Source organism: Halomonas cibimaris (assembly GCF_055379665.1).
Genome location: NZ_AP043828.1, coordinates 1,344,351 through 1,365,434, shown reverse-complemented (window position 1 = coordinate 1,365,434; position 21,084 = coordinate 1,344,351). Strand labels below are relative to the sequence as shown.

17 protein-coding genes and 2 tRNA genes are annotated in these 21,084 nt (G+C 60.7%); 4 read left to right on the top strand and 15 right to left on the bottom strand.

Going from position 1 to position 21,084, the window contains the following annotated elements; genetic code table 11:
• Window positions 1–6: 6 nt before the first annotated feature.
• The 10 genes from nusA to rlmE form a co-directional block, all read right to left on the bottom strand.
• Entirely contained in the window at window positions 7–1,521 is a 1,515-nt protein-coding gene (nusA, locus tag ACZ415_RS06330) for a transcription termination factor NusA (protein ID WP_344701167.1), read from the bottom strand.
• A gap of 66 nt (window positions 1,522–1,587) precedes the next feature.
• On the bottom strand, window positions 1,588–2,049 hold the full coding sequence (gene rimP, locus ACZ415_RS06325; protein WP_344701169.1) for a ribosome maturation factor RimP: 462 nt from the start codon (window positions 2,047–2,049) through the stop codon (window positions 1,588–1,590).
• Between the two features lie 279 nt (window positions 2,050–2,328).
• A tRNA-Met gene (locus ACZ415_RS06320) sits at window positions 2,329–2,405 on the bottom strand.
• A gap of 150 nt (window positions 2,406–2,555) precedes the next feature.
• Window positions 2,556–2,642 (bottom strand) — tRNA-Leu (locus ACZ415_RS06315).
• A gap of 48 nt (window positions 2,643–2,690) precedes the next feature.
• Window positions 2,691–3,062 carry a preprotein translocase subunit SecG gene (gene secG / locus ACZ415_RS06310; RefSeq protein WP_344701171.1) on the bottom strand — a complete coding sequence of 124 codons (372 nt, stop codon included), beginning with the start codon at window positions 3,060–3,062 and terminating at the stop codon, window positions 2,691–2,693.
• A 4-nt stretch (window positions 3,063–3,066) separates the two neighbouring features.
• Window positions 3,067–3,816 carry a triose-phosphate isomerase gene (gene tpiA / locus ACZ415_RS06305; protein WP_344701173.1) on the bottom strand — a complete coding sequence of 250 codons (750 nt, stop codon included), beginning with the start codon at window positions 3,814–3,816 and terminating at the stop codon, window positions 3,067–3,069.
• Window positions 3,817–3,890: 74 nt separating this feature from the next.
• Window positions 3,891–5,240: a phosphoglucosamine mutase gene (gene glmM, locus ACZ415_RS06300; protein WP_344701175.1), complete on the bottom strand. Its 1,350-nt coding sequence runs from the start codon at window positions 5,238–5,240 to the stop codon at window positions 3,891–3,893.
• Window positions 5,237–6,136, bottom strand: coding sequence for a dihydropteroate synthase (gene folP, locus ACZ415_RS06295; RefSeq protein ID WP_344701177.1), 900 nt, complete (start codon window positions 6,134–6,136; stop codon window positions 5,237–5,239). The genes glmM and folP overlap by 4 nt, the downstream gene beginning before the upstream one ends.
• Window positions 6,137–6,237: 101 nt before the next feature.
• On the bottom strand, window positions 6,238–8,235 hold the full coding sequence (gene ftsH / locus ACZ415_RS06290; protein ID WP_344701179.1) for an ATP-dependent zinc metalloprotease FtsH: 1,998 nt from the start codon (window positions 8,233–8,235) through the stop codon (window positions 6,238–6,240).
• 266 nt (window positions 8,236–8,501) lie between these two features.
• Window positions 8,502–9,149, bottom strand: coding sequence for a 23S rRNA (uridine(2552)-2'-O)-methyltransferase RlmE (gene rlmE, locus ACZ415_RS06285; RefSeq protein WP_344701181.1), 648 nt, complete (start codon window positions 9,147–9,149; stop codon window positions 8,502–8,504).
• 117 nt (window positions 9,150–9,266) lie between these two features.
• Between rlmE and yhbY the strand changes: the two genes are divergently transcribed.
• Entirely contained in the window at window positions 9,267–9,593 is a 327-nt protein-coding gene (gene yhbY / locus ACZ415_RS06280) for a ribosome assembly RNA-binding protein YhbY (protein ID WP_344701183.1), read from the top strand.
• A 74-nt stretch (window positions 9,594–9,667) separates the two neighbouring features.
• Here yhbY and greA read toward each other — a convergent pair whose 3' ends face one another.
• The 3 genes from greA to carA all read right to left on the bottom strand — a co-directional run bounded on the left by greA (window position 9,668) and on the right by carA (window position 14,581).
• Entirely contained in the window at window positions 9,668–10,144 is a 477-nt protein-coding gene (greA, locus tag ACZ415_RS06275) for a transcription elongation factor GreA (protein ID WP_344701185.1), read from the bottom strand.
• Window positions 10,141–13,371: a carbamoyl-phosphate synthase large subunit gene (gene carB, locus ACZ415_RS06270; protein ID WP_344701187.1), complete on the bottom strand. Its 3,231-nt coding sequence runs from the start codon at window positions 13,369–13,371 to the stop codon at window positions 10,141–10,143. Before carB ends, greA begins: the two co-directional genes overlap by 4 nt.
• Window positions 13,372–13,435: 64 nt before the next feature.
• Window positions 13,436–14,581, bottom strand: a complete 1,146-nt coding sequence (gene carA / locus ACZ415_RS06265) for a glutamine-hydrolyzing carbamoyl-phosphate synthase small subunit (RefSeq protein ID WP_344701221.1) — start codon at window positions 14,579–14,581, stop codon at window positions 13,436–13,438.
• A 425-nt stretch (window positions 14,582–15,006) separates the two neighbouring features.
• On the opposite strand from carA, the gene ACZ415_RS06260 reads away from it, so the two are divergent.
• The 3 genes from ACZ415_RS06260 (at window position 15,007) to ACZ415_RS06250 (ending at window position 19,289) form a co-directional block, all read left to right on the top strand.
• On the top strand, window positions 15,007–16,860 hold the full coding sequence (locus ACZ415_RS06260) for an MrcB family domain-containing protein (protein ID WP_344701189.1): 1,854 nt from the start codon (window positions 15,007–15,009) through the stop codon (window positions 16,858–16,860).
• A gap of 16 nt (window positions 16,861–16,876) precedes the next feature.
• The gene (locus ACZ415_RS06255) at window positions 16,877–18,532 is read left to right on the top strand and encodes a DUF2357 domain-containing protein (RefSeq protein WP_344701191.1); all 1,656 of its coding nucleotides are present in this window, start codon (window positions 16,877–16,879) and stop codon (window positions 18,530–18,532) included.
• 292 nt (window positions 18,533–18,824) lie between these two features.
• Entirely contained in the window at window positions 18,825–19,289 is a 465-nt protein-coding gene (locus tag ACZ415_RS06250; RefSeq protein WP_344701193.1) for a hypothetical protein, read from the top strand.
• Window positions 19,290–19,327: 38 nt separating this feature from the next.
• Here ACZ415_RS06250 and dapB read toward each other — a convergent pair whose 3' ends face one another.
• Together dapB and ACZ415_RS06240 are read right to left on the bottom strand one after the other, a co-directional pair.
• Window positions 19,328–20,137, bottom strand: coding sequence for a 4-hydroxy-tetrahydrodipicolinate reductase (gene dapB, locus ACZ415_RS06245; RefSeq protein ID WP_344701195.1), 810 nt, complete (start codon window positions 20,135–20,137; stop codon window positions 19,328–19,330).
• Between the two features lie 50 nt (window positions 20,138–20,187).
• Complete coding sequence (locus tag ACZ415_RS06240) at window positions 20,188–21,069, bottom strand: DMT family transporter (protein ID WP_344701197.1); 882 nt, start codon at window positions 21,067–21,069, stop codon at window positions 20,188–20,190.
• Window positions 21,070–21,084: the final 15 nt, after the last annotated feature.

Here is a 21,084-nt window from a genome sequence, read left to right as displayed (position 1 = left end):
ACCTGTTTACTGTGTGCTCGAATCGGATTTGCTGTCGTCTTCGAACCAGGGCGCACGGGCAGTCATGATCAATGCCGCTGCGCGCGCGTCGTCCAACTCTTCGATATCGACCAGATCGTCGACAGACTGCTCGGCAAGGTCTTCCATGGTAACAATGCCGCGGCTGGCCAGCGTAAAGGCCAGGTGCCGCTCCATGCCATCCATGTTGAGCAGATCGTCGGCCGGCTGGGCGCCGTCCAGCGCTTCTTCTGAGGCAATTGCCAGCGTCAGCAGCTCGTCTTTTGCTCGTGCGCGTAGCGCTTCGATAAGCTCTTCGTCGAAATCGTCAATCTCGCGAATTTCGTCAAGGGGTACATAGGCCACCTCTTCCAGGGTGGTAAAGCCTTCATCGACCAGCAGGCGCGCCACGTCGTCGTCCACGCCAAGATGTTGGACAAAAAAGTCCACCAGGCTGTCGATTTCCTGTTCGTGCTTGGCGTCGGCCTCGTCTTCGGTCATCACGTTGATGTGCCAGCCGGTCAGCTCGGATGCCAGCCGCACGTTCTGCCCGCTGCGGCCGATGGCCTGAGCCAGATTGTCTTCGGCGACGGCAACGTCCATCGAGCCGGCCTCTTCATCCACGACGATGGAGACCACATCGGCCGGCGCCATGGCGTTGATCACCAGCTGAGCGGGGTTGTCATCCCACAGCACGATATCCACGCGCTCGTTTTCCAGCTCGCTGGAGACCGCCTGTACGCGCGAGCCGCGCATGCCGACACAGGCTCCCACCGGGTCGATACGCCGGTCGTTGGTCTTGACCGCAATCTTGGCCCGTGAGCCCGGGTCGCGCGCCGCTCCCTTGATGTCGATCAGCTGCTCGGCGATTTCTGGCACCTCGATCTTGAACAGCTCAATGATCAGCTCCGGGCAGGTGCGCGAAAGCTGCAGCTGTGCGCCCTTGGCCTCCGGGTCAACGTTGACCAGCAGCGCCCGCACTCGTTCGTTCATGCGGTAGCGCTCGCCGTGGATCATTTCGCTGCGCGGCAAAAACGCCTCGGCGTTATCACCCAGGTCAATCACCAGCCCGTCGCGGGTGGTGCGCTTGACGATGCCGGCGACCAGTTCGCCTTCGCGATCGGTGTACTGGCGCACCACCTCGGCCCGTTCGGCTTCGCGCACTTTCTGCACGATCACCTGCTTGGCGGTCTGGGCGGCAATGCGGCCAAACTCGGCGTTTTCAATCGGCTTTTCAACTTCATCACCCAGCGCCAGCGGCGGCGTGCGCTGCTCGGCAATGCTCTGCTTGATTTCGTAATCGGGCGATTCGAACTCGTCGTCTTCCACGACCGTCCAGTAGCGAAAGGTTTCGTATTCCCCCGTGCGGCGGTCGATGCGCACCCGCACGCTTGCCTCTTCGCGCTCAAAGCGCTTGCGCGAGGCGCTGGCCAGCGCCGCTTCGACCGCCTCGAAGATGACCCCCCGGGGGACGCCTTTTTCGTTCGAGATCGCGTCCACGACCATCAAGATTTCTTTACTCATGCATTTGCCTCGCCAAAACCTGTCCTTATGTGCCCAAGCCGGCCAAGCGCCGGTTGCCTCGCTCGGTTACTTGTCAAACCGAGGCACGATGTTCGCCTTGTCAATGCTTTCGATGGGAAAGCAGTACTCCTCACCGTCCAGCTGCAAGAGCACCTCGTCGCCTTCAATACCGGCAAGCAGACCGGAAAACTTGCGCCGTCCGTCAAACGCCGAGCGCAGCTTGAGCGCTACCTGATGTCCTTTGAAGCGGCGGAAATGATCCAGGGTATAGAGCGGACGTGCCATGCCCGGCGAAGAAACTTCCAGACGGTACGCCTCGGTGATAGGGTCTTCCACATCCAGCACCGCACTAATCTGACGGCTGATGTCGGCACAGTCGTCTACGCTAACGCCGTTGTCGCCCTCGATATAGACGACCAGGCGCGAGTGCTTGCCCTGGGAAAGATAGTCAATGCCCCATAGCTCAAAGCCCATGGCGGCAACGACCGGCTCGATCAGCGCGTGAAGTGCGGCGTGTTTTGTGGCCACAGACAAGGCTCCTATAGCCGTTGCATCAGGCACCTGGCCAGGAGTCACAGAATAAAGCTAGGTGGCTGATGGGCGTTAACCGGAAACGTGCCTCCGGCAACCCGGTAGACATTCGCTAGTGAGACGCCCCTTATCGCTTGCCGGTGCGGCAGGTAGCATCGCTGTCGCCGCAAACGGCGAGCGCGATAAAAGGAGCGGCTAACAAAAAGCCCCTTCACAGGAAGGGGCTTTTTGCAAGAAAACCTGTAGTACCATTTTACAGCGCAGCACGCTTGAAAATGGTAGCGGGGACCGGATTTGAACCGATGACCTTCGGGTTATGAGCCCGACGAGCTACCAGACTGCTCCACCCCGCATCAATCTGAGAGTGCGATAATAAGTGTTTGCTCGGCTTGCGTCAAGCCACTTTCGCCTCTCACACGCTTGCGCGTGTCGTTATCAGTGCGGCCTTGCCGTTCTGTCTACCATTGCAACATGCGGTAAAAAATGCCGCGAAACGCTTGCGATGGTGCCGAAGGCGGGACTTGAACCCGCACGACCGTGAGGTCACTACCCCCTCAAGATAGCGTGTCTACCAATTCCACCACTTCGGCAACAGGGGAGGCTAGCAAAGCGGATATCAGCCGGCCTGTTGTGACAGGCTATTCGCCGCTCTCCTCTAGCACTGGCGCTGCATTATCCATACCCTCTTCGCTTTCGTCAAGGGATTTTACCGAGCTGCCTTGGGTATTTTGCTGCTCTACAAGTTTGGCATCGGGAATGCCGGCATCGGGTGCGTCGCCGGCCTGGCTGGCAAAGTAGGCAAGCGCCAGCGATGTCACAAAAAAGCTTGCCGCCAGCACACCGGTAAAGCGCGACAGAAAGTTGCCGCTCCCCTGGGCGCCGAATACCGTTTGCGACGAGCCGCCGCCAAAGGAGGCGCCGGCATCGGCACCCTTGCCCTGCTGAAGCAGGATCAAAACGACCAGAGCGATCGCCACCACCACGTGAATCATGAGTATTGCAGCTTGCATGGAGTTATCCTGCTGATTGGCATATAGCGAAAAATTCATCGACCTGGAGCGAGGCGCCGCCCACCAGACCGCCGTCGATATCCGGCTGCGCCAGCAGCTCGGCTGCGTTGTCGGCCTTCATGCTGCCGCCGTACAGCAGCCGCAGCGTCTGAGCCAGGTCGCTGTCCAGCGATTCAAGCCAGGTGCGTATGTCTTTCATCGTGGCCTGGGCCTGTTCCGGCGTTGCCGTACGCCCGGTACCGATCGCCCATACCGGCTCGTAGGCAATAACCAGCCGCCGGCGCCGGTCGGCGTCCAGCGGCTTTAGCACCGCGGCCAGCTGCCCCAGCACCGCGTCCCGGGTCGCCCCGGCCTCGCGCTGTTTCAGGGTTTCACCTACGCACAGCACCGGCACCAGGCCGGCGTGCAGCGCCGCGCATACCCGGCGGTAGGCGTCGGCATCGGTTTCGCCGTGATGCTGGCGGCGCTCGGAATGCCCCACCAGCACATAGGCAACGCCAAACTCGGCAAGCATGGCGGCACTTACCTCACCGGTGTGCGCGCCGGCAGGCTCCGGGCTCAGCGTCTGCGCCCCCAGCGCCAGCGGCGTACGGGCAAAGGCCCGCCGGGCTTGATCAAGGTAGGGAAACGGGGGAATAACCGCGACATCCAGTGAGGCGGGCAGCCGGTCACCGGCAAAGGCTTCGCCAAACGCGCGAACACGCTCGGCAGAGCCGTTCATCTTCCAGTTACCGGCGATCAGTGGCGTACGCATCAAGGCTCCTTTTCGAGATTGCGCAAAATGGTATAGGAGCGGCCAGAGCAAGACAACCGCTAGCCGCCTCAACGTCAGGCCAGCAGCGCCTGCACCTGCCGGGCAAGCGCATCTGCCAGACCTTCCACGTCCAGGTGCGCACGGCCTTCTACCATAATGCGAATCAGCGGCTCGGTGCCCGACGGGCGCAGCAGCACCCGGCCTTCTTCGCCCAGCTGAGCTTCGGTATCGGCTACGGCCTGCATAACGGCCGGCGCGGCCAGCACCTGACGCGCATTCGTGCCTTCGGGCAGGCGCACGTTCACCAGCACCTGGGGCACCTTTTCCAGCGCGCTCAGCAGTGCGGGCAGCGTCGCTTTCTCGCACATCATGATGGCCACGACCTGCAGCGCCGAGACAATGCCGTCGCCGGTGGTCTGGGCGTGAGCGCACACCACATGCCCGGAAGGCTCGCCGCCCAGCTTCCAGCCGTTGGCCGCCATGCGCTCCATGACAAAGCGGTCACCGACCTGGGCGCGCTCAAAGGGAATATCCAGCTTTTCCAGGGCCACCGCCAGCCCGAAGTTGCTCATCAGCGTGCCTACCACCCCGCCGTTGAGCACGCCGCGCCGCTTGCGATCCCGCGCGATCAGGTAAAGGATGTCGTCGCCGTCGACTTCGTGACCGTCAGGATCTACCAGCAGCACTCGATCGCCGTCACCGTCGAAGGCAATGCCCAGATCGGCGCCGCGATGAATCACCGCCGCGCGCAGCGACGCCGTGTGCGTAGAGCCCACATCGCGGTTGATGTTCATGCCGTCCGGCTCGGCACCGATCACGCTGACCTCAGCGCCCAGTTCGCGAAACACGTTAGGCGCGATGTGATACGTCGCCCCGTGGGCGCAGTCGAGAACGATGCGCAGCCCGTGCAGACTAAGCCGTTCAGGCAGCGTTGACTTGCAGAACTCGATGTAGCGCCCGGGCGCATCGTCAATGCGCATCGCTTTGCCCAGCGCCGCCGCATCGGCGGTGGTCAGCGGCTCGTCCAGCATGGCCTCAATGCGCTCTTCCACGGCGTCGGGCAGCTTGGTGCCGTCGGCGTCAAAAAACTTGATGCCGTTGTCGTCAAACGGGTTGTGCGAGGCGGAAATCACCACGCCGGCTTCCGCGCGGAACGTGCGCGTCAAGTACGCAATGCCCGGCGTGGGCATAGGGCCCAGCAGCGCTACGTCCACCCCCGCTGCGGAAAATCCGGCCTCCAGCGCGGATTCAAACATGTAGCCGGAAATCCGCGTGTCCTTGCCGATCAGCACCCGCGCACGGTCGGCATCGCGGCGCAGCACCTGGCCGGCCGCCCAGCCCAGCTTAAGCATAAATTCGGCGGTAATCGGCGCACGCCCTACCCTGCCGCGAATACCGTCAGTACCGAAATAACGCCGACTCACAAGCCCACCTCCGCGGCCGCATCCTGGCCGCCTTCGTTGATGACCGCCCGGGCCATGTTGACGGCATCGACCGTTGCCGCGACGTCGTGCACGCGCAGGATTTTCGCGCCGCGCTCCACGGCCATCGCCGACAGCGCCAGCCCGCCGGCGAGCCGTTCGTCAACCGGGCGGCCCAGCACCTTGCCGATCATGCTTTTGCGCGACATCCCCACCAGCAGCGGCAGCCCCAGCTCGCCAATCGCCTGCAGGCGGTTGAGCAGGCGCAAGTTGTGCTCGACTGTCTTGCCAAAGCCAAAGCCGGGATCCAACAGCAGCCTCCGGCGCTCAAGGCCCGCCCCTTCACAGGCGGCGATGCGCCGGAGCAAAAAGTCGCTAACGCCATCTTCCACGGGGCCTTCGTAGTGCGGCGCGTCCTGCATAGTCTGCGGCTCGCCCTGACGGTGCATCAAACACACGGCAAGACCGCTTTGGGCGGCAGCCTCAAGCGCCCCTTCGCGCTCAAGCGCGCGCACGTCGTTGAGCATGCCGGCGCCCAGCGCTTTTGCTTCACGCATCACCGCCGCACTGCTGGTATCCACCGAGACCAGCGCGCCCAGCTCATAGGACAGCGCCTCGACCACCGGGGCCACGCGATCCAGCTCCTGCTGGGCCGTTACCGGTGCAGCACCGGGGCGCGTGGACTCGCCGCCCACATCGATGATCGCCGCCCCCTCGGCCAGCATGCGCTCGGCCTGACGCCGCGCTTCATCCAGCGCGGTATAGCGACCGCCGTCGGAAAAGGAGTCCGGCGTCACGTTGAGAATGCCCATAACGCGGGGAACGGAAAGGTCAAGCCGGTGGGGCCCGCAAACAATCGGGGCGCCGTTGCCGGGCGGCGCGGCAAAGGGTGGTTGCATGGAAAGGCTCAGTCAGCAGGGTGGATAAGGCGCAATGATGGCCGGCAGAATAGCAAAAAAGGCGCCCCAGGGTGAGGCGCCTGACACACAATTTGCCGCGGCTACGAGCCTGCCGGACCGCCCAGCGGGTCGGACGGGCGGCGCCGGCGGCTATCGTCGTCGTCATCGCCGTCGCTGTCGCCGGTTGCCTTGGGCGCCTCGCCGGCAGTCCCGGCGGCGGGCGTACGGTTATCCACCGGCGAGCCGCCGTCGGAGGAGCCGTCGTCATTCCAGCCCTCGGGCGGGCGCGGATCACGGCCTTCCATGATGTCCTTGAGCTGATGGGCATCGATGGTTTCGTACTTCATCAGCGCCTCGGTCATGGCATCCAGCTTGTCACGGTTGTCCTCAAGAATCTGATAGGCCTGCTGGTAGCAGCCGTCGATGATCTTGCGGACCTCTTTATCCAGCCGCGTGGTGGTCTCACCGGATTTGAGCATGCCGCTGCTCTGGCCGCCGCCCATGAACTGATGGGAGTCGTCCTCATCGTACATGATCGGGCCCATTTCCTCGGACAGCCCCCACTTGGCCACCATGTTGTGGGCAAGCTCGGTGGCGCGCTTGATGTCGTTGGACGCACCGGTAGTCACGCCGTTGGGCCCAAGCGTCATTTCCTCTGCGATGCGGCCGCCAAACAGCGAGCAGATCTGGCTGATGATCTGCTGGCGGGAAAGGCTATAGCGATCTTCTTCCGGCAGGAACATGGTCACACCCAGCGCGCGGCCCCGGGGAATGATGGTGACCTTGTACACCGGGTCGTGCTCGGGCATGACCAGGCCGATGATGGCGTGGCCGGACTCGTGATAGGCCGTGTTGAGCTTTTCCTTGTCGGTCATGACCATGGACTTGCGCTCGGAGCCCATCATGATCTTGTCCTTGGCCGCTTCCAGCTCGTCCATGCCGACAAGGCGCTTGTCTCCGCGCGCGGCAAACAGCGCCGCTTCGTTGACCAGGTTGGCCAGGTCAGCCCCGGAGAAGCCCGGCGTGCCGCGGGCAATCAGCGATGCCTTGACGTCTTCGGCCAGCGGCACCTTGCGCAGATGCACGCCGAGGATATGTTCGCGGCCGCGGATGTCGGGCAGGGGCACGGTCACCTGGCGGTCAAAGCGGCCCGGGCGCAGAAGCGCCGGGTCGAGCACGTCCGGGCGGTTGGTAGCGGCGATGACGATGACGCCTTCGTTGGCTTCAAAGCCGTCCATTTCCACCAGCAGCTGGTTGAGCGTCTGTTCGCGCTCGTCGTTGCCGCCGCCCATGCCGGCGCCGCGCGAACGGCCCACCGCGTCAATCTCGTCGATGAAAATAATGCAGGGCGCCTGTTTTTTGGCCTGCTCGAACATATCGCGCACGCGTGAGGCGCCCACGCCGACGAACATTTCAACGAAGTCGGAGCCGGAAATGGAGAAAAACGGCACCTTGGCCTCGCCGGCGATGGACTTGGCGAGCAGGGTTTTACCCGTACCCGGCGGGCCCACCATCAAAACGCCGCGGGGGATGGTGCCGCCCAGACGTTCGAACTTGCTTGGATCCTTGAGAAAGTCGACAAGCTCTTCGACCTCTTCCTTGGCCTCGTCACAGCCGGCCACGTCGGCAAACGTGGTCTTGATCTGGTCGTTGGACAAAAGCTTCGCCTTGGACTTGCCAAAGCTCATGGGGCCGCCTTTGCTGCCGCCACCGCCGCCCTGCATCTGGCGCATGAAAAACATGAAAATGGCCAGTATCAGCAAAATCGGGAAGCTGGCGATCAAAAGCCGCGACCAGATGCTTTGCTGCTCGGGCTCCTTGCCTACCACGGTCACGTCGTTGGCCAGCAGGTCATCCATCAGCTTGGGATCTTCGGCGGCGGGCCGCACGGTCTGAAACCGCGAGCCGTCCGAACGCTCACCCTTGATGGTGTAGCCATCAATGGTGACGCTGCGCACTTCTTGGTTTTGCACCTGCTCCACAAACTGTGAGTAGTTCATGGATTGAGGCGAGCTTTCCGTACTGAAGTTGTTGAACACGGTCAGCAGAACCGCCGCGATGACCAACCACAGAACCAGGTTCTTTGCCATATCGTTCAAGGGGCTACCCTCATTACAAGAATCCGTCAGTTAACGTCGCTACATAAGACATCGTCTGCGCAGCATGCGTTCATTCGTTTTTAGAGCGCAAGGCCCGCGCGTGCTGAATCGATCGCGCTGTCCGACGCGGTGGCGCTCTTGCGCGTGTTTGCTGTCTACTGTGGCACACCTTGCCGCGGACTGTCCGGCAATGACCATGATAAATCCCGACTATACCTGCCCCGGGGGCTGCAGCGCCTGCCCGGCCCGGTAGCCATTCAGAAACGTCAGCCGCGAAACCCGCCGGCCAGCAAATACACTTCCCGGGAGCGCGCGCGTGAGGCGTCCGGCTTACGCGTCACCACCCGGGTAAAGTTCTCGCGCAGGGTTTTCAGATAGGCGTCAAACCCTTCCCCCTGAAAGACCTTGGCAACCAGGCAGCCGCCGGGGGAAAGCGTCTGCTGTGCCAGATCCAGCGCCAGTTCCACCAGATACATGGCCCGGGGCTGATCAATACCGGCCATTCCGCTCATGTTGGGGGCCATATCCGACATCACAAGGTCGGCCGTCTGCCCGCCCAGCCGCTCCAGCAGCGCGTTGAGCACCTCGTCTTCGGTGAAGTCGCCCTGGATAAAGTCCACCCCGGCCAGCGCGTCCATGGCAAGAATATCCGAGGCGATGACCTTGCCTTCAGGCCCTACTTTTTCCGCGGCAACCTGGCTCCAGCCGCCGGGGGCCGCCCCCAGATCCACAACGGTCATGCCGGGGCGAAACAATCGATCCTTTTCGTCCAGCGCCAGCAGCTTATAGCTTGCCCGGCTGCGATAGCCGTCGGCCCAGCGCTGCTTGACGTAGGGATCATCAAAATGCTCTTGCATCCAGCTGCCGCTGGACTTGCTGGCCTGGCGCTTGCGGCTTTGGGGCTTTTGCTGCATGTAAGGAAATCTGGCGCATGAAAGAGAAAATGAATGGGCAAGGCGAGCGCTTTCCCCCAGCGGCGTTTCGCCGTAAGATGGAGCGTTAAGCGCAAACTTGGGATACCGCAAGATACCATGAGCTTGTCACAGGCACAAAAGAAAGCACTACGCAGCATCGGCCATCACCTCAACCCAATTGTGACGGTGTCGGAAAACGGCGTCTCGGACAGTCTGCTCGCCGAGCTGGACCGCGCCCTGCGCGATCACGAACTGGTCAAGGTCAAGCTGGCCCTGCCTGACCGCGACGACCGTGCGCGCACACTGGAACAGCTCACCGCCGGCGGCCGCGCCGAGCCGGTACAGACGATCGGCAAAACGGCGCTGCTCTACCGCCAAAACCCCGAGGCCAACCCCAAGCTTTCCAACATCGTGCGTTTTGAGCATCATCACGGCCGGCGCTAATATCAAGCTGTGGCCACCGCACAAAAAAACGCCCCGATCGGGGCGTTTTTTTATGGGCGAATACCGGCATCACGCTACAGATGCTCGACGCTTTCAATTTCATACTCGACATCGCCGCCGGGGGTTTTCACCAGAACAACGTCCCCTTCTTCCTTGCCGATCAGCGCCCGGGCAATGGGCGAGGTCACCGAAATACGGCCTTCCTTGATGTCCGCCTCGTCTTCACCGACGATGCGATAGGTGACCTGCTTGTCTTCGTCCAGATGCAGCAGCGCAACGGTCACGCCAAAGATGACCTTGCCCGTTTTGGGCAGTTTGGTGACATCAATCACCTGAGCGCCGGAAAGCTTGTTTTCAATTTCCTGGATGCGCCCTTCGATAAAGCCCTGCTGCTCGCGCGCGGCGTGATATTCGGCGTTTTCCTTCAGGTCGCCGTGCTCACGCGCATCCGCGATGGCCGCAATCACCCGGGGGCGCGCTTCGCTTTTCAGCTCTTCAAGCTCTTGGCGAAGCTGCTTTTCTCCCGCAACCGTCATCGGGACCTTGTTCATTCACTGGCTCCTGCGTGCAATTCCTGAAGGCGCCGCACCGTAATTTCCCGACCGTACGCCAGCGCCATGCAAACGGCATTAGCCCCCGCCAGGGTGGTCGCATAGGCCACCTTGCGGGCAAGGGCGGTACGGCGGATAACCGAAGAGTCAAGGATTGCCTGGCGACCTTCGGTGGTATTCACGATATAGGCAATATCGTCGTTTTTGAGCAAATCGACGATGTGCGGGCGTCCTTCATAGACTTTATTGACGCGCTCAACGTCGAGCCCGGCAGCTTCCAATGCCGCCGCCGTGCCGCGTGTGGCGCATAGCGTAAAGCCTAATGTTAGCAGAGAACGCCCCACCTCGATAATCCCTTCCTTGTCCGGCTCGCGCACGGAAAGAAACGCCTTGCGCGGCCCCTCGACCGGCGGAATAGCCTCACCGGCCCCCAGCTGGGCCTTGTAGAAGGCCTCGGCGAAGGTATCGCCCGAGCCCATGACCTCGCCGGTAGACTTCATCTCCGGCGACAAAATCGGGTCGACCCCGGGGAATTTATTGAACGGGAACACCGCTTCTTTGACGCTATAGCAGCGCGGTACGATTTCGCGCTCGAAACCCTGCTCGGCCAGGCTGACGCCCGCCATGCAGCGCGCGGCGATTTGCGCCAGTGAGGTGCCGATGCACTTGGACACGAACGGCACGGTGCGCGAGGCGCGGGGGTTGACCTCGATGACGTAGATCTCGCCGTCCTGCCAGGCCAGCTGCACGTTCATCAGGCCCTTTACCCCAAGCTCCACCGCCATGCGCTTGATCTGATCGCGCATTTCATCCTGCACGTCGGCCGGCAGCGAATACGGCGGCAGCGAGCACGCCGAATCGCCGGAGTGAACGCCGGCCTGCTCGATGTGCTGCATGATGCCGCCGATGACCACCTGCTGGCCGTCGGAGACCGCATCCACGTCGATTTCGACGGCGGCGTTGAGAAAGTGATCCAGCAGCACCGGCGAGTCGTTGGAGACCTTGACCGCGTGGGTCATGTAGCTCTCAAGCTCCGAGGCGTCATAGACGATTTCCATCGCCCGCCCGCCGAGCACGTAGCTGGGGCGCACCACCAGCGGGTAGCCGATGGCCTCGGCCTTGGCAAACGCCTCGTCGAAGCTTCTCGCGGTGGCGTTGGGCGGCTGCTTGAGGCCCAGCTTGTTGATCATCTGCTGGAAACGCTCGCGGTCTTCGGCGCGGTCGATGGCGTCCGGCGTGGTGCCGATGATCGGCACCCCGGCGGCTTCCAGCTCGCGGGCCAGCTTCAGCGGCGTTTGCCCGCCGAACTGTACGATCACGCCGACCGGCTGCTCCTTGTCGGCGATTTCCAGCACGTCTTCCAGCGTCACCGGCTCGAAATACAGGCGGTCGGAGGTGTCGTAGTCGGTGGAGACGGTTTCCGGGTTGCAGTTGACCATGATGGTTTCATAGCCGTCGTCGTGCATGGCAAACGCGGCGTGCACGCAGCAATAGTCAAATTCGATGCCCTGGCCGATGCGGTTGGGCCCGCCGCCCAGCACCATGATCTTGGGCTTGTCGGACACCTCTGCCTCGCACTCCTCCTCGTAGGTGGAGTACATGTAAGCGGTATCCGAGGCAAACTCGGCGGCGCAGGTATCCACCCGCTTGTACACCGGACGGATGCCGGCTTTCTGGCGCGTTTTGCGGAACTCTTTTTCCGACACGCCGAGCAGCCTGGCCAGCCGCGCATCGGCAAACCCCTTGCGCTTGAGGCGGAAAATTTCCTGCGCGGACAGCTCAGACAGCGAACGCTTGGCCAGCGCCGCTTCCGCGGCGATCAAATCGTCAAGCTGCACCAAAAACCAGCGATCGATATGGGTCAGCGCAAACAGCTCGTCGACGCTAAGCCCGGCGCGCAGGGCATCGGCCGCGTAGAAGATACGGTCGGCCCCCGCCGCCTGCAGCTCGCCTTTGATCCGTGCAATGGCTTCGTCAGTAAAGTTTGTGACGATGGGGTCGAGGCCGTCGACGCCGGTTTCCAGCCCGCGCAGCGCCTTCTGCAGGGATTCCTGAAACGTCCGGCCGATGGCCATGACTTCACCCACCGACTTCATCTGCGTGGTCAGCCGGTCGTTGGCCTGGGGGAATTTTTCGAAGGTAAAGCGCGGAATCTTGGTCACGACGTAGTCGATGGACGGCTCAAACGACGCCGGCGTGCGCCCGCCGGTAATGTCGTTGGAAAGCTCGTCCAGGGTGTAGCCCACCGCCAGCTTCGCGGCGATCTTGGCAATGGGAAAGCCCGTCGCCTTGGAGGCCAGCGCCGAGGAGCGCGACACCCGCGGGTTCATCTCGATGACCACCACGCGCCCAGTGTCCGGATCCACGCCGAACTGGACGTTGGAGCCGCCGGTTTCCACGCCGATCTCGCGCAGCACCGCCAGGCTTGCGTTGCGCATGGCCTGATATTCTTTATCGGTCAGCGTTTGCGCCGGCGCCACAGTGATGGAGTCGCCGGTATGTACGCCCATGGGATCGAAGTTTTCAATCGAGCAGACGATGATGCAGTTATCGTTTTTATCGCGCACCACCTCCATCTCGTACTCTTTCCAGCCCAAAAGCGACTCGTCGATCAAAAGCTCGTGGTTGTTGGAAAGGTCAAACCCGCGGGCGCAGATCTCCTTGAACTCTTCTTTGTTGTAGGCCACGCCGCCGCCGGAGCCGCCCATGGTGTAGGACGGGCGGATGATGGTGGGAAAACCCAGCTCTGCCTGGATCTCCCAGGCTTCGTCCATCGTGTGCGCCACCTTGGCCTTGGGGCACTCAAGGCCGATGTTTTTCATCGCCTTGTCAAACAGGTCGCGGTCTTCGGCCTTGTTGATGGCATCGGCGTTGGCACCGATCATCTCCACGCCGTAGCGTTCCAAAACGCCGTGCTTATCCAGCTCCAGCGCGCAGTTCAGCGCGGTCTGGCCGCCCATGGTGGGCAAAATCGCATCCGGGCGCTCAGCCTCGATGATTTTTTCCACCGCCGGCCAGGTAATCGGCTCGATGTAGGTGGCGTCGGCCATGACCGGGTCGGTCATGATGGTGGCCGGGTTGGAGTTGACCAGAATGACCCGGTAGCCCTCCTCACGCAGCGCCTTGCACGCCTGAGCGCCGGAATAGTCGAATTCACAGGCCTGGCCGATGACGATCGGGCCAGCGCCAATAATCAGGATGCTTTTAATATCGGTACGCTTGGGCATAACGGTTCCCGCAAAAAATGACGATGAGCAACAAGAAACGGCGTAAACGGCGGTGCTGCCGGCCCTAGCGGCGCGCCTGCATCATGGCGATAAAGCGATCAAAAAGCGGTGCCACGTCGCACGGGCCGGGGCTCGCTTCCGGGTGGCCTTGAAAGCTGAACGCCGGGCCGTCGGTGCGTTCAACGCCTTGCAGCGTGCCGTCAAACAGTGAACGGTGCGTGGCGCGCAGAGTCTCCGGCAGCGTGGCTTCATCCGAGGCAAAGCCGTGGTTTTGGCTGGTAATCATCACCCGCCCGGTGTCCAGATCCTGCACCGGATGATTGGCGCCGTGGTGGCCGTGATTCATTTTCATCGAACGCGCGCCGCTGGCCAGCGCCAGCAGCTGGTGGCCCAGGCAGATGCCAAACAGCGGAATATTTGCCCTGAGCAGCTCGGTAATGGCCTGAATGGCGTAGTCGCAGGGCTCCGGGTCCCCCGGGCCGTTGGATAAAAAGATGCCGTCCGGGTTGAGCGCCAGCGCCTCGGAGGCCGGCGTCTGCGCCGGCACCACGGTCACCCGGCAGCCGCGGGATACCAGCATGCGCAGAATGTTGCGCTTGACGCCGTAGTCGTAGGCCACCACGTGGAAGGGCCGCTCGATGTCATCGCCGGACTGATAGCCCTGCCCCAGGATCCACTCGCCTTCGTTCCACTCGTAGGGCGTCTGGCAGCTGGCGACCTTGGCCAGGTCCATGCCGGCCAGGCCGGGAAAGCCCCTGGCCGCGGCAACGGCGCGCGCTTCGGCATCGTCGCCCTCGGCTTCGCGGCCGGCCAGAATCGCGCCGTTTTGCGCCCCCTTGTCCCGCAGCAGCCGCGTCAGCCGGCGAGTGTCGATCTCGGCGATGCCCAGCACGTTCTGGCTTTTCAGGTAGTCGGAAAGGCTCTGTTCACAGCGAAAGCTGCTCGCCACCAGCGGCAGATCGCGAATCACCAGCCCTGCCGCCGCCACGCCGTCAGATTCCACGTCGTCGCTGTTGACGCCGGTATTGCCGATGTGCGGATAGGTCAGCGTGACAATCTGGCGGGTATAAGAAGGATCGGTGAGGATTTCCTGATAGCCGGTCATGGCCGTATTGAACACCACCTCGCCGCTGGTGAGCCCCTCAGCGCCGATGGCGATGCCGTGGAACACGCTTCCGTCTTCCAGCGCCAGAATCGCGGGTTGGTGCAAAGCGGGGTTATTCAAGACAAATCCTCCCAAGGCTGGTTAACACCCCTGTCACGACAGCGGCATCCGTCATTCTTAGCGGCGTTTGCGTGCAAACGTCGGGTCGTAAAAAAGCGGGACGAAGCCGATTGGAAAAACCGGTTTCATCCCGCCTGCTGTTCTTCGCCAAAACGGCCCTGGCCGACGGCGCTCACCCCTGCCGTTCGGGCCGGCCTGCGCAACAAGCGCGGCTTTTGGAACCACTCGACCAAAATCTTAGGGATGTTACAGGATATGGATAGCGGTGGCTAGGGGCCGCTTAGGCCTCGCTGCCACGCACACGGAGCACTTGGCCGGCAATGGTATGCAGAGCCTTCTGCATGAGGAATAATGCTGTAACGCCTTTTTTGCTTTTTCAGATAGGAAAACTGCCTACGACCGAGGGAAGAATGAGTTTACGCGATACGCTAGCCACAATTTTATCTGATTGGTCATCTGCAAAAAATCAGCAATTTGCCAAACATCCCGTAGCAGTTTTCTTTAAGCGCGACTTCAAAAAAGAAGTTGACACTATTGTCAACGATTTTGACACTCGCTATGTGACAACGCCGAGCGTAGGCGCAGGAAATTGGGCTGACGTAGCCTGGCTCTCTATCTTAGACCCCGAAATAACAACCACCACTCAAGACGGCATTTACCCGGCTTACCTCTTCCAGGCAGATGGCGCTGGCATCTTTTTATCTCTTATGCAAGGGGTTACATCTCTTGAGAAAAAATTTGACCATCACTATGCTAAAAAGCACTCAGAGCATATAAAATCTGTCATCAACAAGCGCATCCCATTAAGCGATGAGTGGAGTAGTGAAAAACTCAATTTGAATGCCAACAGCAATCGCGGCAGATCTTACGAAGATTTTACTATCGTCGCTAAGCACTACCCGGCAGACGCCCTACCTGACAACATTACGTTAGAGCGCGATTTACGGGATATACTTACCGCTTATCGCCAAATATCCCCTCTCTACCTTCAAGTGAAAAAAGAAATTATAGGAGAGGTGACTGATACCGCGGCTTACATAGCACCGTTACCTGTCAGATCACTGCCCAACCCTTTTATTTTGCTTGCAGGAATCTCCGGCACAGGAAAATCTCGCTTTGTGCGCGAACAGGCTATAGCTACCGGCGGTGTTTCGCTGGATAACTACTGTCTTGTGTCAGTGCGTCCGGACTGGCACGAGCCTAGCGACCTACTGGGCTATATATCCCGCTTAAGTGGCACCGTCAGCTATGTGGCAACCGATACACTCAGATTTATCGTCGCTGCCTGGAAGGCGTTAGTCGATAACGGCATAGCCGTTGATGGCAAGAACGGCCGCTCTACTGCCACAGGCACTCAGGCTATGCTAAAAACCGCGGCCCCTTACTGGCTGTGTTTAGACGAAATGAACTTGGCACCGGTGGAGCAGTATTTCGCCGATTATTTATCCGTCATCGAAACCCGCCGCTGGCAGTGGAACGGCAATGACTTTGCCTATTCCTGCGATGCGCTGCTGAAAAGCGGTCAGCTGCAAGAGCTGGATGCACCCGAGCAGCTGCGCAGCCGCTTAGGCCTCGCCCACGCAGAATATGAGGATCTTTGGCAGCACTTTCTCGACAGCGGCATTAGCATTCCTTTCAATCTGCTGGTCGCCGGCACGGTCAACATGGATGAAACCACCCACGGCTTCTCGCGCAAAGTGATTGACAGGGCGCTAACACTCGATTTTGGCGAGTTTTTCCCCAACGATTTTGACTGTTTCTTTCAGGGCGGCTTTACCCATGAAGCACTGGGCTATCCCACGCTTTCTGACGCTAGAGACGTATCCCATTTTGGCGCCGCCGACCCCGACGGCAAGGCCACTATCGAGTTTGCTAAGCGCGTCAACGCTCCTTTCGTTGGCACGCCGTTTGAGCTCGCCTACCGCACGCTAAACGAGCTTTTGCTCGCTGTGGCCTGCCAGCAGCCCCAAAACGCGGTGGAGCTACAGGCCGTTTGGGATGACGTGCTCATGCAAAAGGTACTGCCGCGCATCGACGGCGATGCCGAAAAACTGCGGCAAACGTTCGACAGCGACTCGCTGCTCAGCGAGTTACACAGCGTCTTGGCAACGCAGCTTGTGGATATTTGGGCTAGCGATGTCGCCCGCAGCACGCGCCCGGACTTTTATCGCAGCGAGGTTGCGATTGCTTGCCGCACCCAGCAAAAACTCGCGTGGATGCAGCGCCGGCTAAACGATACCGGCTTTACCAGCTTTTGGCCTTAAGGCGCGCGGAGAGAACATGCAGGAGCTATTACATCTGCAAACCGAAGATTTTGCCTTTTCCGTTTGGTGCAAAGACATTACCCCGCGCCAGCAAGCCTACGCCAAAACTTTACGCCAGCGCTTAGTCAACGCCAACGACGGCGAAACGCCGGCACCGGCTATTCGATTTTCACCTGAGTTATCTCTTGCGCAGGCGGCAATTATCGGCATTCCTCAGCCCGATAGAGCCGGTATAGCCAGCCAGCTGCTACTCGGAAAACCACTGTTCTTTGAAAACCTGCAGTACCATTTTGAATGGATATTTTTTAACGAAATACAAGATGCGCGGCTGTTTCACCGTTTGAATTCGATCAACAACGGCTTTCGTTTTACCGCAAAACGCGGCCCTATACCGGCTATGCTTTCAGGCAGCATCCACACCGGCAACCATGTAGGATGGCTCAAACTGCCGTTGGCATATACGTCGCTCAATGGCACGACGCACACCCAGAGCTTTTCCTTGGAGATTTTACCCACCAAGATGGATCTGCACGGTGATCTGGCCGTGATGTATTCAGCCATTGACCGCACTTTTCCACTCTGGCGCTTTAGCCTGGCCGAAAAAACCCAGCAAGGGGCTACGCAAAGCCCTCGGCACGGCGATTTTCCTTTGCTGTGGCTGGCCAACTTTGCACAGCTTCGCGAACAGTTTGTGCAAGGACTGAACGTCATCACCCGCGCGCCTCACCGCCGGCTACAGCCGCATACCGTCTCTCAGCGGGCAGACCGCCTAAAGGGCTCCCTACCGCCCAAGCAGGCAGAAAGGGTAAGAGAAAACATAGCTGCCGGCTTAACCTACAAGCGTTACCGCGTACAGCGCAGCCGCTTATGCGTGGATACGCCGGAAAATCGTTTCATTAAAAGCATTGTTGAACAAAGCCATAAGCGGCTGCGCCACTTCGAAAACCGCTTACGCCAGCACAATAAAGCACCGGATAACCAACGTATTTCAGACAGCTTTTTGCAAGAGTTACAGCAGTGGCAGCGGCCGCTGCAGAAAATGCTCGGCCAGTCTTTTCTTAGCGAGGTTCGCCCTTCACCACGGCTGCAGCAAGAATCACTGGTACTGCAGCAAAAGGCAGGGTACAGCGCCGTCTATCGGATATGGCAAAAGCTTAAACTATACCTCGATGTATTCGACGGTATGACTCACATTTCCATGAAGTCCGTCGCGGACATTTACGAGATATGGTGCTTTTTATCCATACACCAGATAGTCGTCGATGTGCTCGGCTTCACGGAGAAACCTCGTGCTCTAAATAGGCTAAAGCGTAGCGAGCTTTTTGAATATCGCTTCAAAGACGGCTTTGCCGGCGCCTTCGAGTTTGAGCGGGCCGACGGCATCAGCGCGCGGCTTGCTCATGAGCCGCTATTCCAGAAAAGCACAACAAACCCCAAAACGTATCTTGTCAATCAAAAACCGGATATTGTGCTAGAAGTCACTTTTCCGGGACCGGATGCTCGGCGATATTTATGGGTATTCGATGCTAAGTATCGCATTCGCCATACACTTGACCGCTGTGGCAAAAGCACCGATAACACAGATTACGTGCCTGACGATGCGATTAATCAGATGCACCGCTACCGCGACGCGCTGATCGGTACCGCTTCAGGCCCCGCACGCAACGCATAAGCATCGCCCGGTATGCGCCGCATTTGCGCTCTATCCCGGACATTTTAACCAGCTGCAGGAAGACAACCCCTATGCCCACGCCATTGACGAAATTGGCATCGGCGCCTTTGCCCTGCTCCCGTCCCAGCACGATACGGCCGGCCGCCATTGGCTGACCCAGTTTCTACAGCAGCAAATTGGCACACAGGCATCGCAAAACGATCGACAGCTTACTCAGGAGCAGCTGCTAGTTCAGAAAGCTGCGCGCATCCCCCATTACGGAATGACGCAAATCTTCTATCCTGATCTCACTATGACCGCCGCCGTAGGCGGGGCCAGCGGGCGCGACTCGGCTTACTTCGATGCTTTCGCCAACGGCAGTGCTCAGTGGTACCACATGCCACAGCGCACTTTTCACGGTCAATATCGACAGCACGTCGTCGAAGAAATCCGCTTTTTAGCACTTGCCACTACCTCAGCCGACACTCCTCACACCAAACAGCTAGATAAGCTATGGCCGGTCAAGAAAGTCACGCTGCGACCTCTCAATGAACTAAACGCAAAGCACGCTGGCAAGGTTAGCGACTCTACCGAGCTTTACTATTTATTTGAGCTGGGCAAACCGCTTACGCTACCGCAGCCGATTACCCATGTACCCCACCGCCCTATACGCAATACCATGCGCTTAACCACGCTTTCCCGCTTGGAGCAGGCGAAAGAATTTTGTGATATCGAGTCGGTCTATCAAAACGCCTTAGCGCCCGCTAAAAAGCTATAAATCGGCCTCTTACCACTTCCTCTCGCCAAGCGGCGTCGTTATGTGTCCAGATCAAGCACATCCTGCATGCCGTAGCGGCCGTTGGGCTGGCCGGCCACCCAGCGGGCGGCGCGGACGGCGCCCCTGGCAAAGGTCATGCGGCTGGAGGCCTTGTGGGTGATTTCGATGCGTTCGCCTTCGGTGGCAAACATCACGGTGTGCTCGCCGACGATGTCGCCGGCGCGCACGGTAGCAAAGCCGATTTCCTTGTCGCTGCGCGGGCCGCACTGGCCGACGCGCTCGAACACGCCGTGCTCTTTCAGGTTGCGGCCCAGCGCATCGGCCATGACTTCGCCCATTCTCAGCGCGGTGCCGGAGGGGGCGTCGACCTTGTGGCGGTGATGAGACTCGATCACTTCGATGTCGTAGCCTTCATCGCCCAGCGCCTTGGCCGCGGTTTCCAGAAGCTTGAGCGTGAGATTGACGCCAACGCTCATGTTCGGGGCAAACACCATGGGCAGGCGCTCGCGGTAGCCGTCCAGCGTTTCGATTTCCGCGTCGCTCATGCCGGTGGTGCCGATGACGATGCGCTTGCCGTGCTCGGCACAGAACGCCAGGTTCTCCAGCGTCACGGCGGGCGTGGTGAAGTCGATCAGCACGTCGAAGTCGTCAACGCAGGCGGCCGGGCTGTCTACGGCCGTCACGCCTTTTTTGCCCAGCCCGGCCAGCTCGCCGATATCCGCGCCGGCCAGCGAGCTGCCGGGAGCGACGATGCCGGCGGCCAGGGTGGTCTCGGCGTTTTGCGCTACGGCGTGGACCAGCGTGCGGCCCATGCGGCCGGCAACGCCGACAATGGCAATACGAGTCATGTAAGCTCCTGCAAAAAATAAACCAGGGCGCCCAGTATAGCAAAAGCCGCTCAGCGACCGGCCCGGCCGCTGGCCAAAAGCGCAATCGCCAGCATCACCAGGGCGCTGCCGGGCAGCCACACCCAGCCGATGGCCTCCGGCGTACGAACAAACAGCAGCAGCATGGAGACAAACGGCACCAGGTAGCTGTAGGCGGTCACCGCGCCCGGCGTCAGCGCGGCGGTGGCGCGCTGCATCAGCCAAAACGTCAGCGCGCTGGAGCCCAGCCCCAGATACACCAGCAGCAGTGCATCCTTTATGCCCATGGCGGCAAGCCCGTTGACGGGTTCAACTGCAAGCCCGAGCGCGCCGATCAGCATCCCGCCCGCTGCCAGGCTCCAAAAGGTACGCACCGCGGCGGAGTCGGCCAGCCGGCCGCTGGCAAGCCCCCATTTGCTGATGACCGGGTACAGCGCCGAGGCCACACAGCCGAGGAAGAACACCGCCTCGCCCCGGCCAAACTGCAGCGCGCCGCCCTGCACCACGGCTTCAGCCAACGCCAGCAGCAGTGCCCCGCCGGCCCCCAGCAAAAGTACCGCCGCCATGCGCCAGGCACGGCGCTCCACGCCCAGCAAAAGCCCCATGACGTAGGCCAAAAGCGGCACGGTCACGTAAAGCGTGGCCATGGAAAGCGCCGTGGCGTGGTGGGCCGCCCAGAACATGGCGCTGAAAAACCCCGCCAAACAAAGGCCCATCCCGGCGTAGAGCGGAAGTGCGCGCCACGCCGGCCAGAAATGCGGCGAGCGCCGGGCCAGCCACCAAAGCCCAGCGCAGGCAACGGCAAAGCGCAGCGCGGTCAGCAAAAGCGGCGGCAGTGTCTCAACCAGCCCGACCACGGGAAAAGAAAGGCCCACCAGCAGAGCCCACAGCAGCATCCCCACATGTTCACGCATCCGCGGCTCCCTGCA

Excerpts from the sequence above, each read along its gene's own strand:
- nusA (WP_344701167.1), bottom strand. The coding sequence starts at position 1,521 with ATGAGTAAAGAAATCTTGATGGTCGTGGACGCGATCTCGAACGAAAAA.
- secG (WP_344701171.1), bottom strand. The coding sequence starts at position 3,062 with ATGCAAGCTGCAATACTCATGATTCACGTGGTGGTGGCGATCGCTCTG.
- tpiA (WP_344701173.1), bottom strand. The coding sequence starts at position 3,816 with ATGCGTACGCCACTGATCGCCGGTAACTGGAAGATGAACGGCTCTGCC.
- folP (WP_344701177.1), bottom strand. The coding sequence starts at position 6,136 with ATGCAACCACCCTTTGCCGCGCCGCCCGGCAACGGCGCCCCGATTGTT.
- rlmE (WP_344701181.1), bottom strand. The coding sequence starts at position 9,149 with ATGCAGCAAAAGCCCCAAAGCCGCAAGCGCCAGGCCAGCAAGTCCAGC.
- yhbY (WP_344701183.1), top strand. The coding sequence starts at position 9,267 with ATGAGCTTGTCACAGGCACAAAAGAAAGCACTACGCAGCATCGGCCAT.
- greA (WP_344701185.1), bottom strand. The coding sequence starts at position 10,144 with ATGAACAAGGTCCCGATGACGGTTGCGGGAGAAAAGCAGCTTCGCCAA.
- carB (WP_344701187.1), bottom strand. The coding sequence starts at position 13,371 with ATGCCCAAGCGTACCGATATTAAAAGCATCCTGATTATTGGCGCTGGC.
- ACZ415_RS06260 (WP_344701189.1), top strand. The coding sequence starts at position 15,007 with ATGAGTTTACGCGATACGCTAGCCACAATTTTATCTGATTGGTCATCT.
- ACZ415_RS06255 (WP_344701191.1), top strand. The coding sequence starts at position 16,877 with ATGCAGGAGCTATTACATCTGCAAACCGAAGATTTTGCCTTTTCCGTT.
- ACZ415_RS06250 (WP_344701193.1), top strand. The coding sequence starts at position 18,825 with ATGACCGCCGCCGTAGGCGGGGCCAGCGGGCGCGACTCGGCTTACTTC.
- dapB (WP_344701195.1), bottom strand. The coding sequence starts at position 20,137 with ATGACTCGTATTGCCATTGTCGGCGTTGCCGGCCGCATGGGCCGCACG.
- ACZ415_RS06240 (WP_344701197.1), bottom strand. The coding sequence starts at position 21,069 with ATGCGTGAACATGTGGGGATGCTGCTGTGGGCTCTGCTGGTGGGCCTT.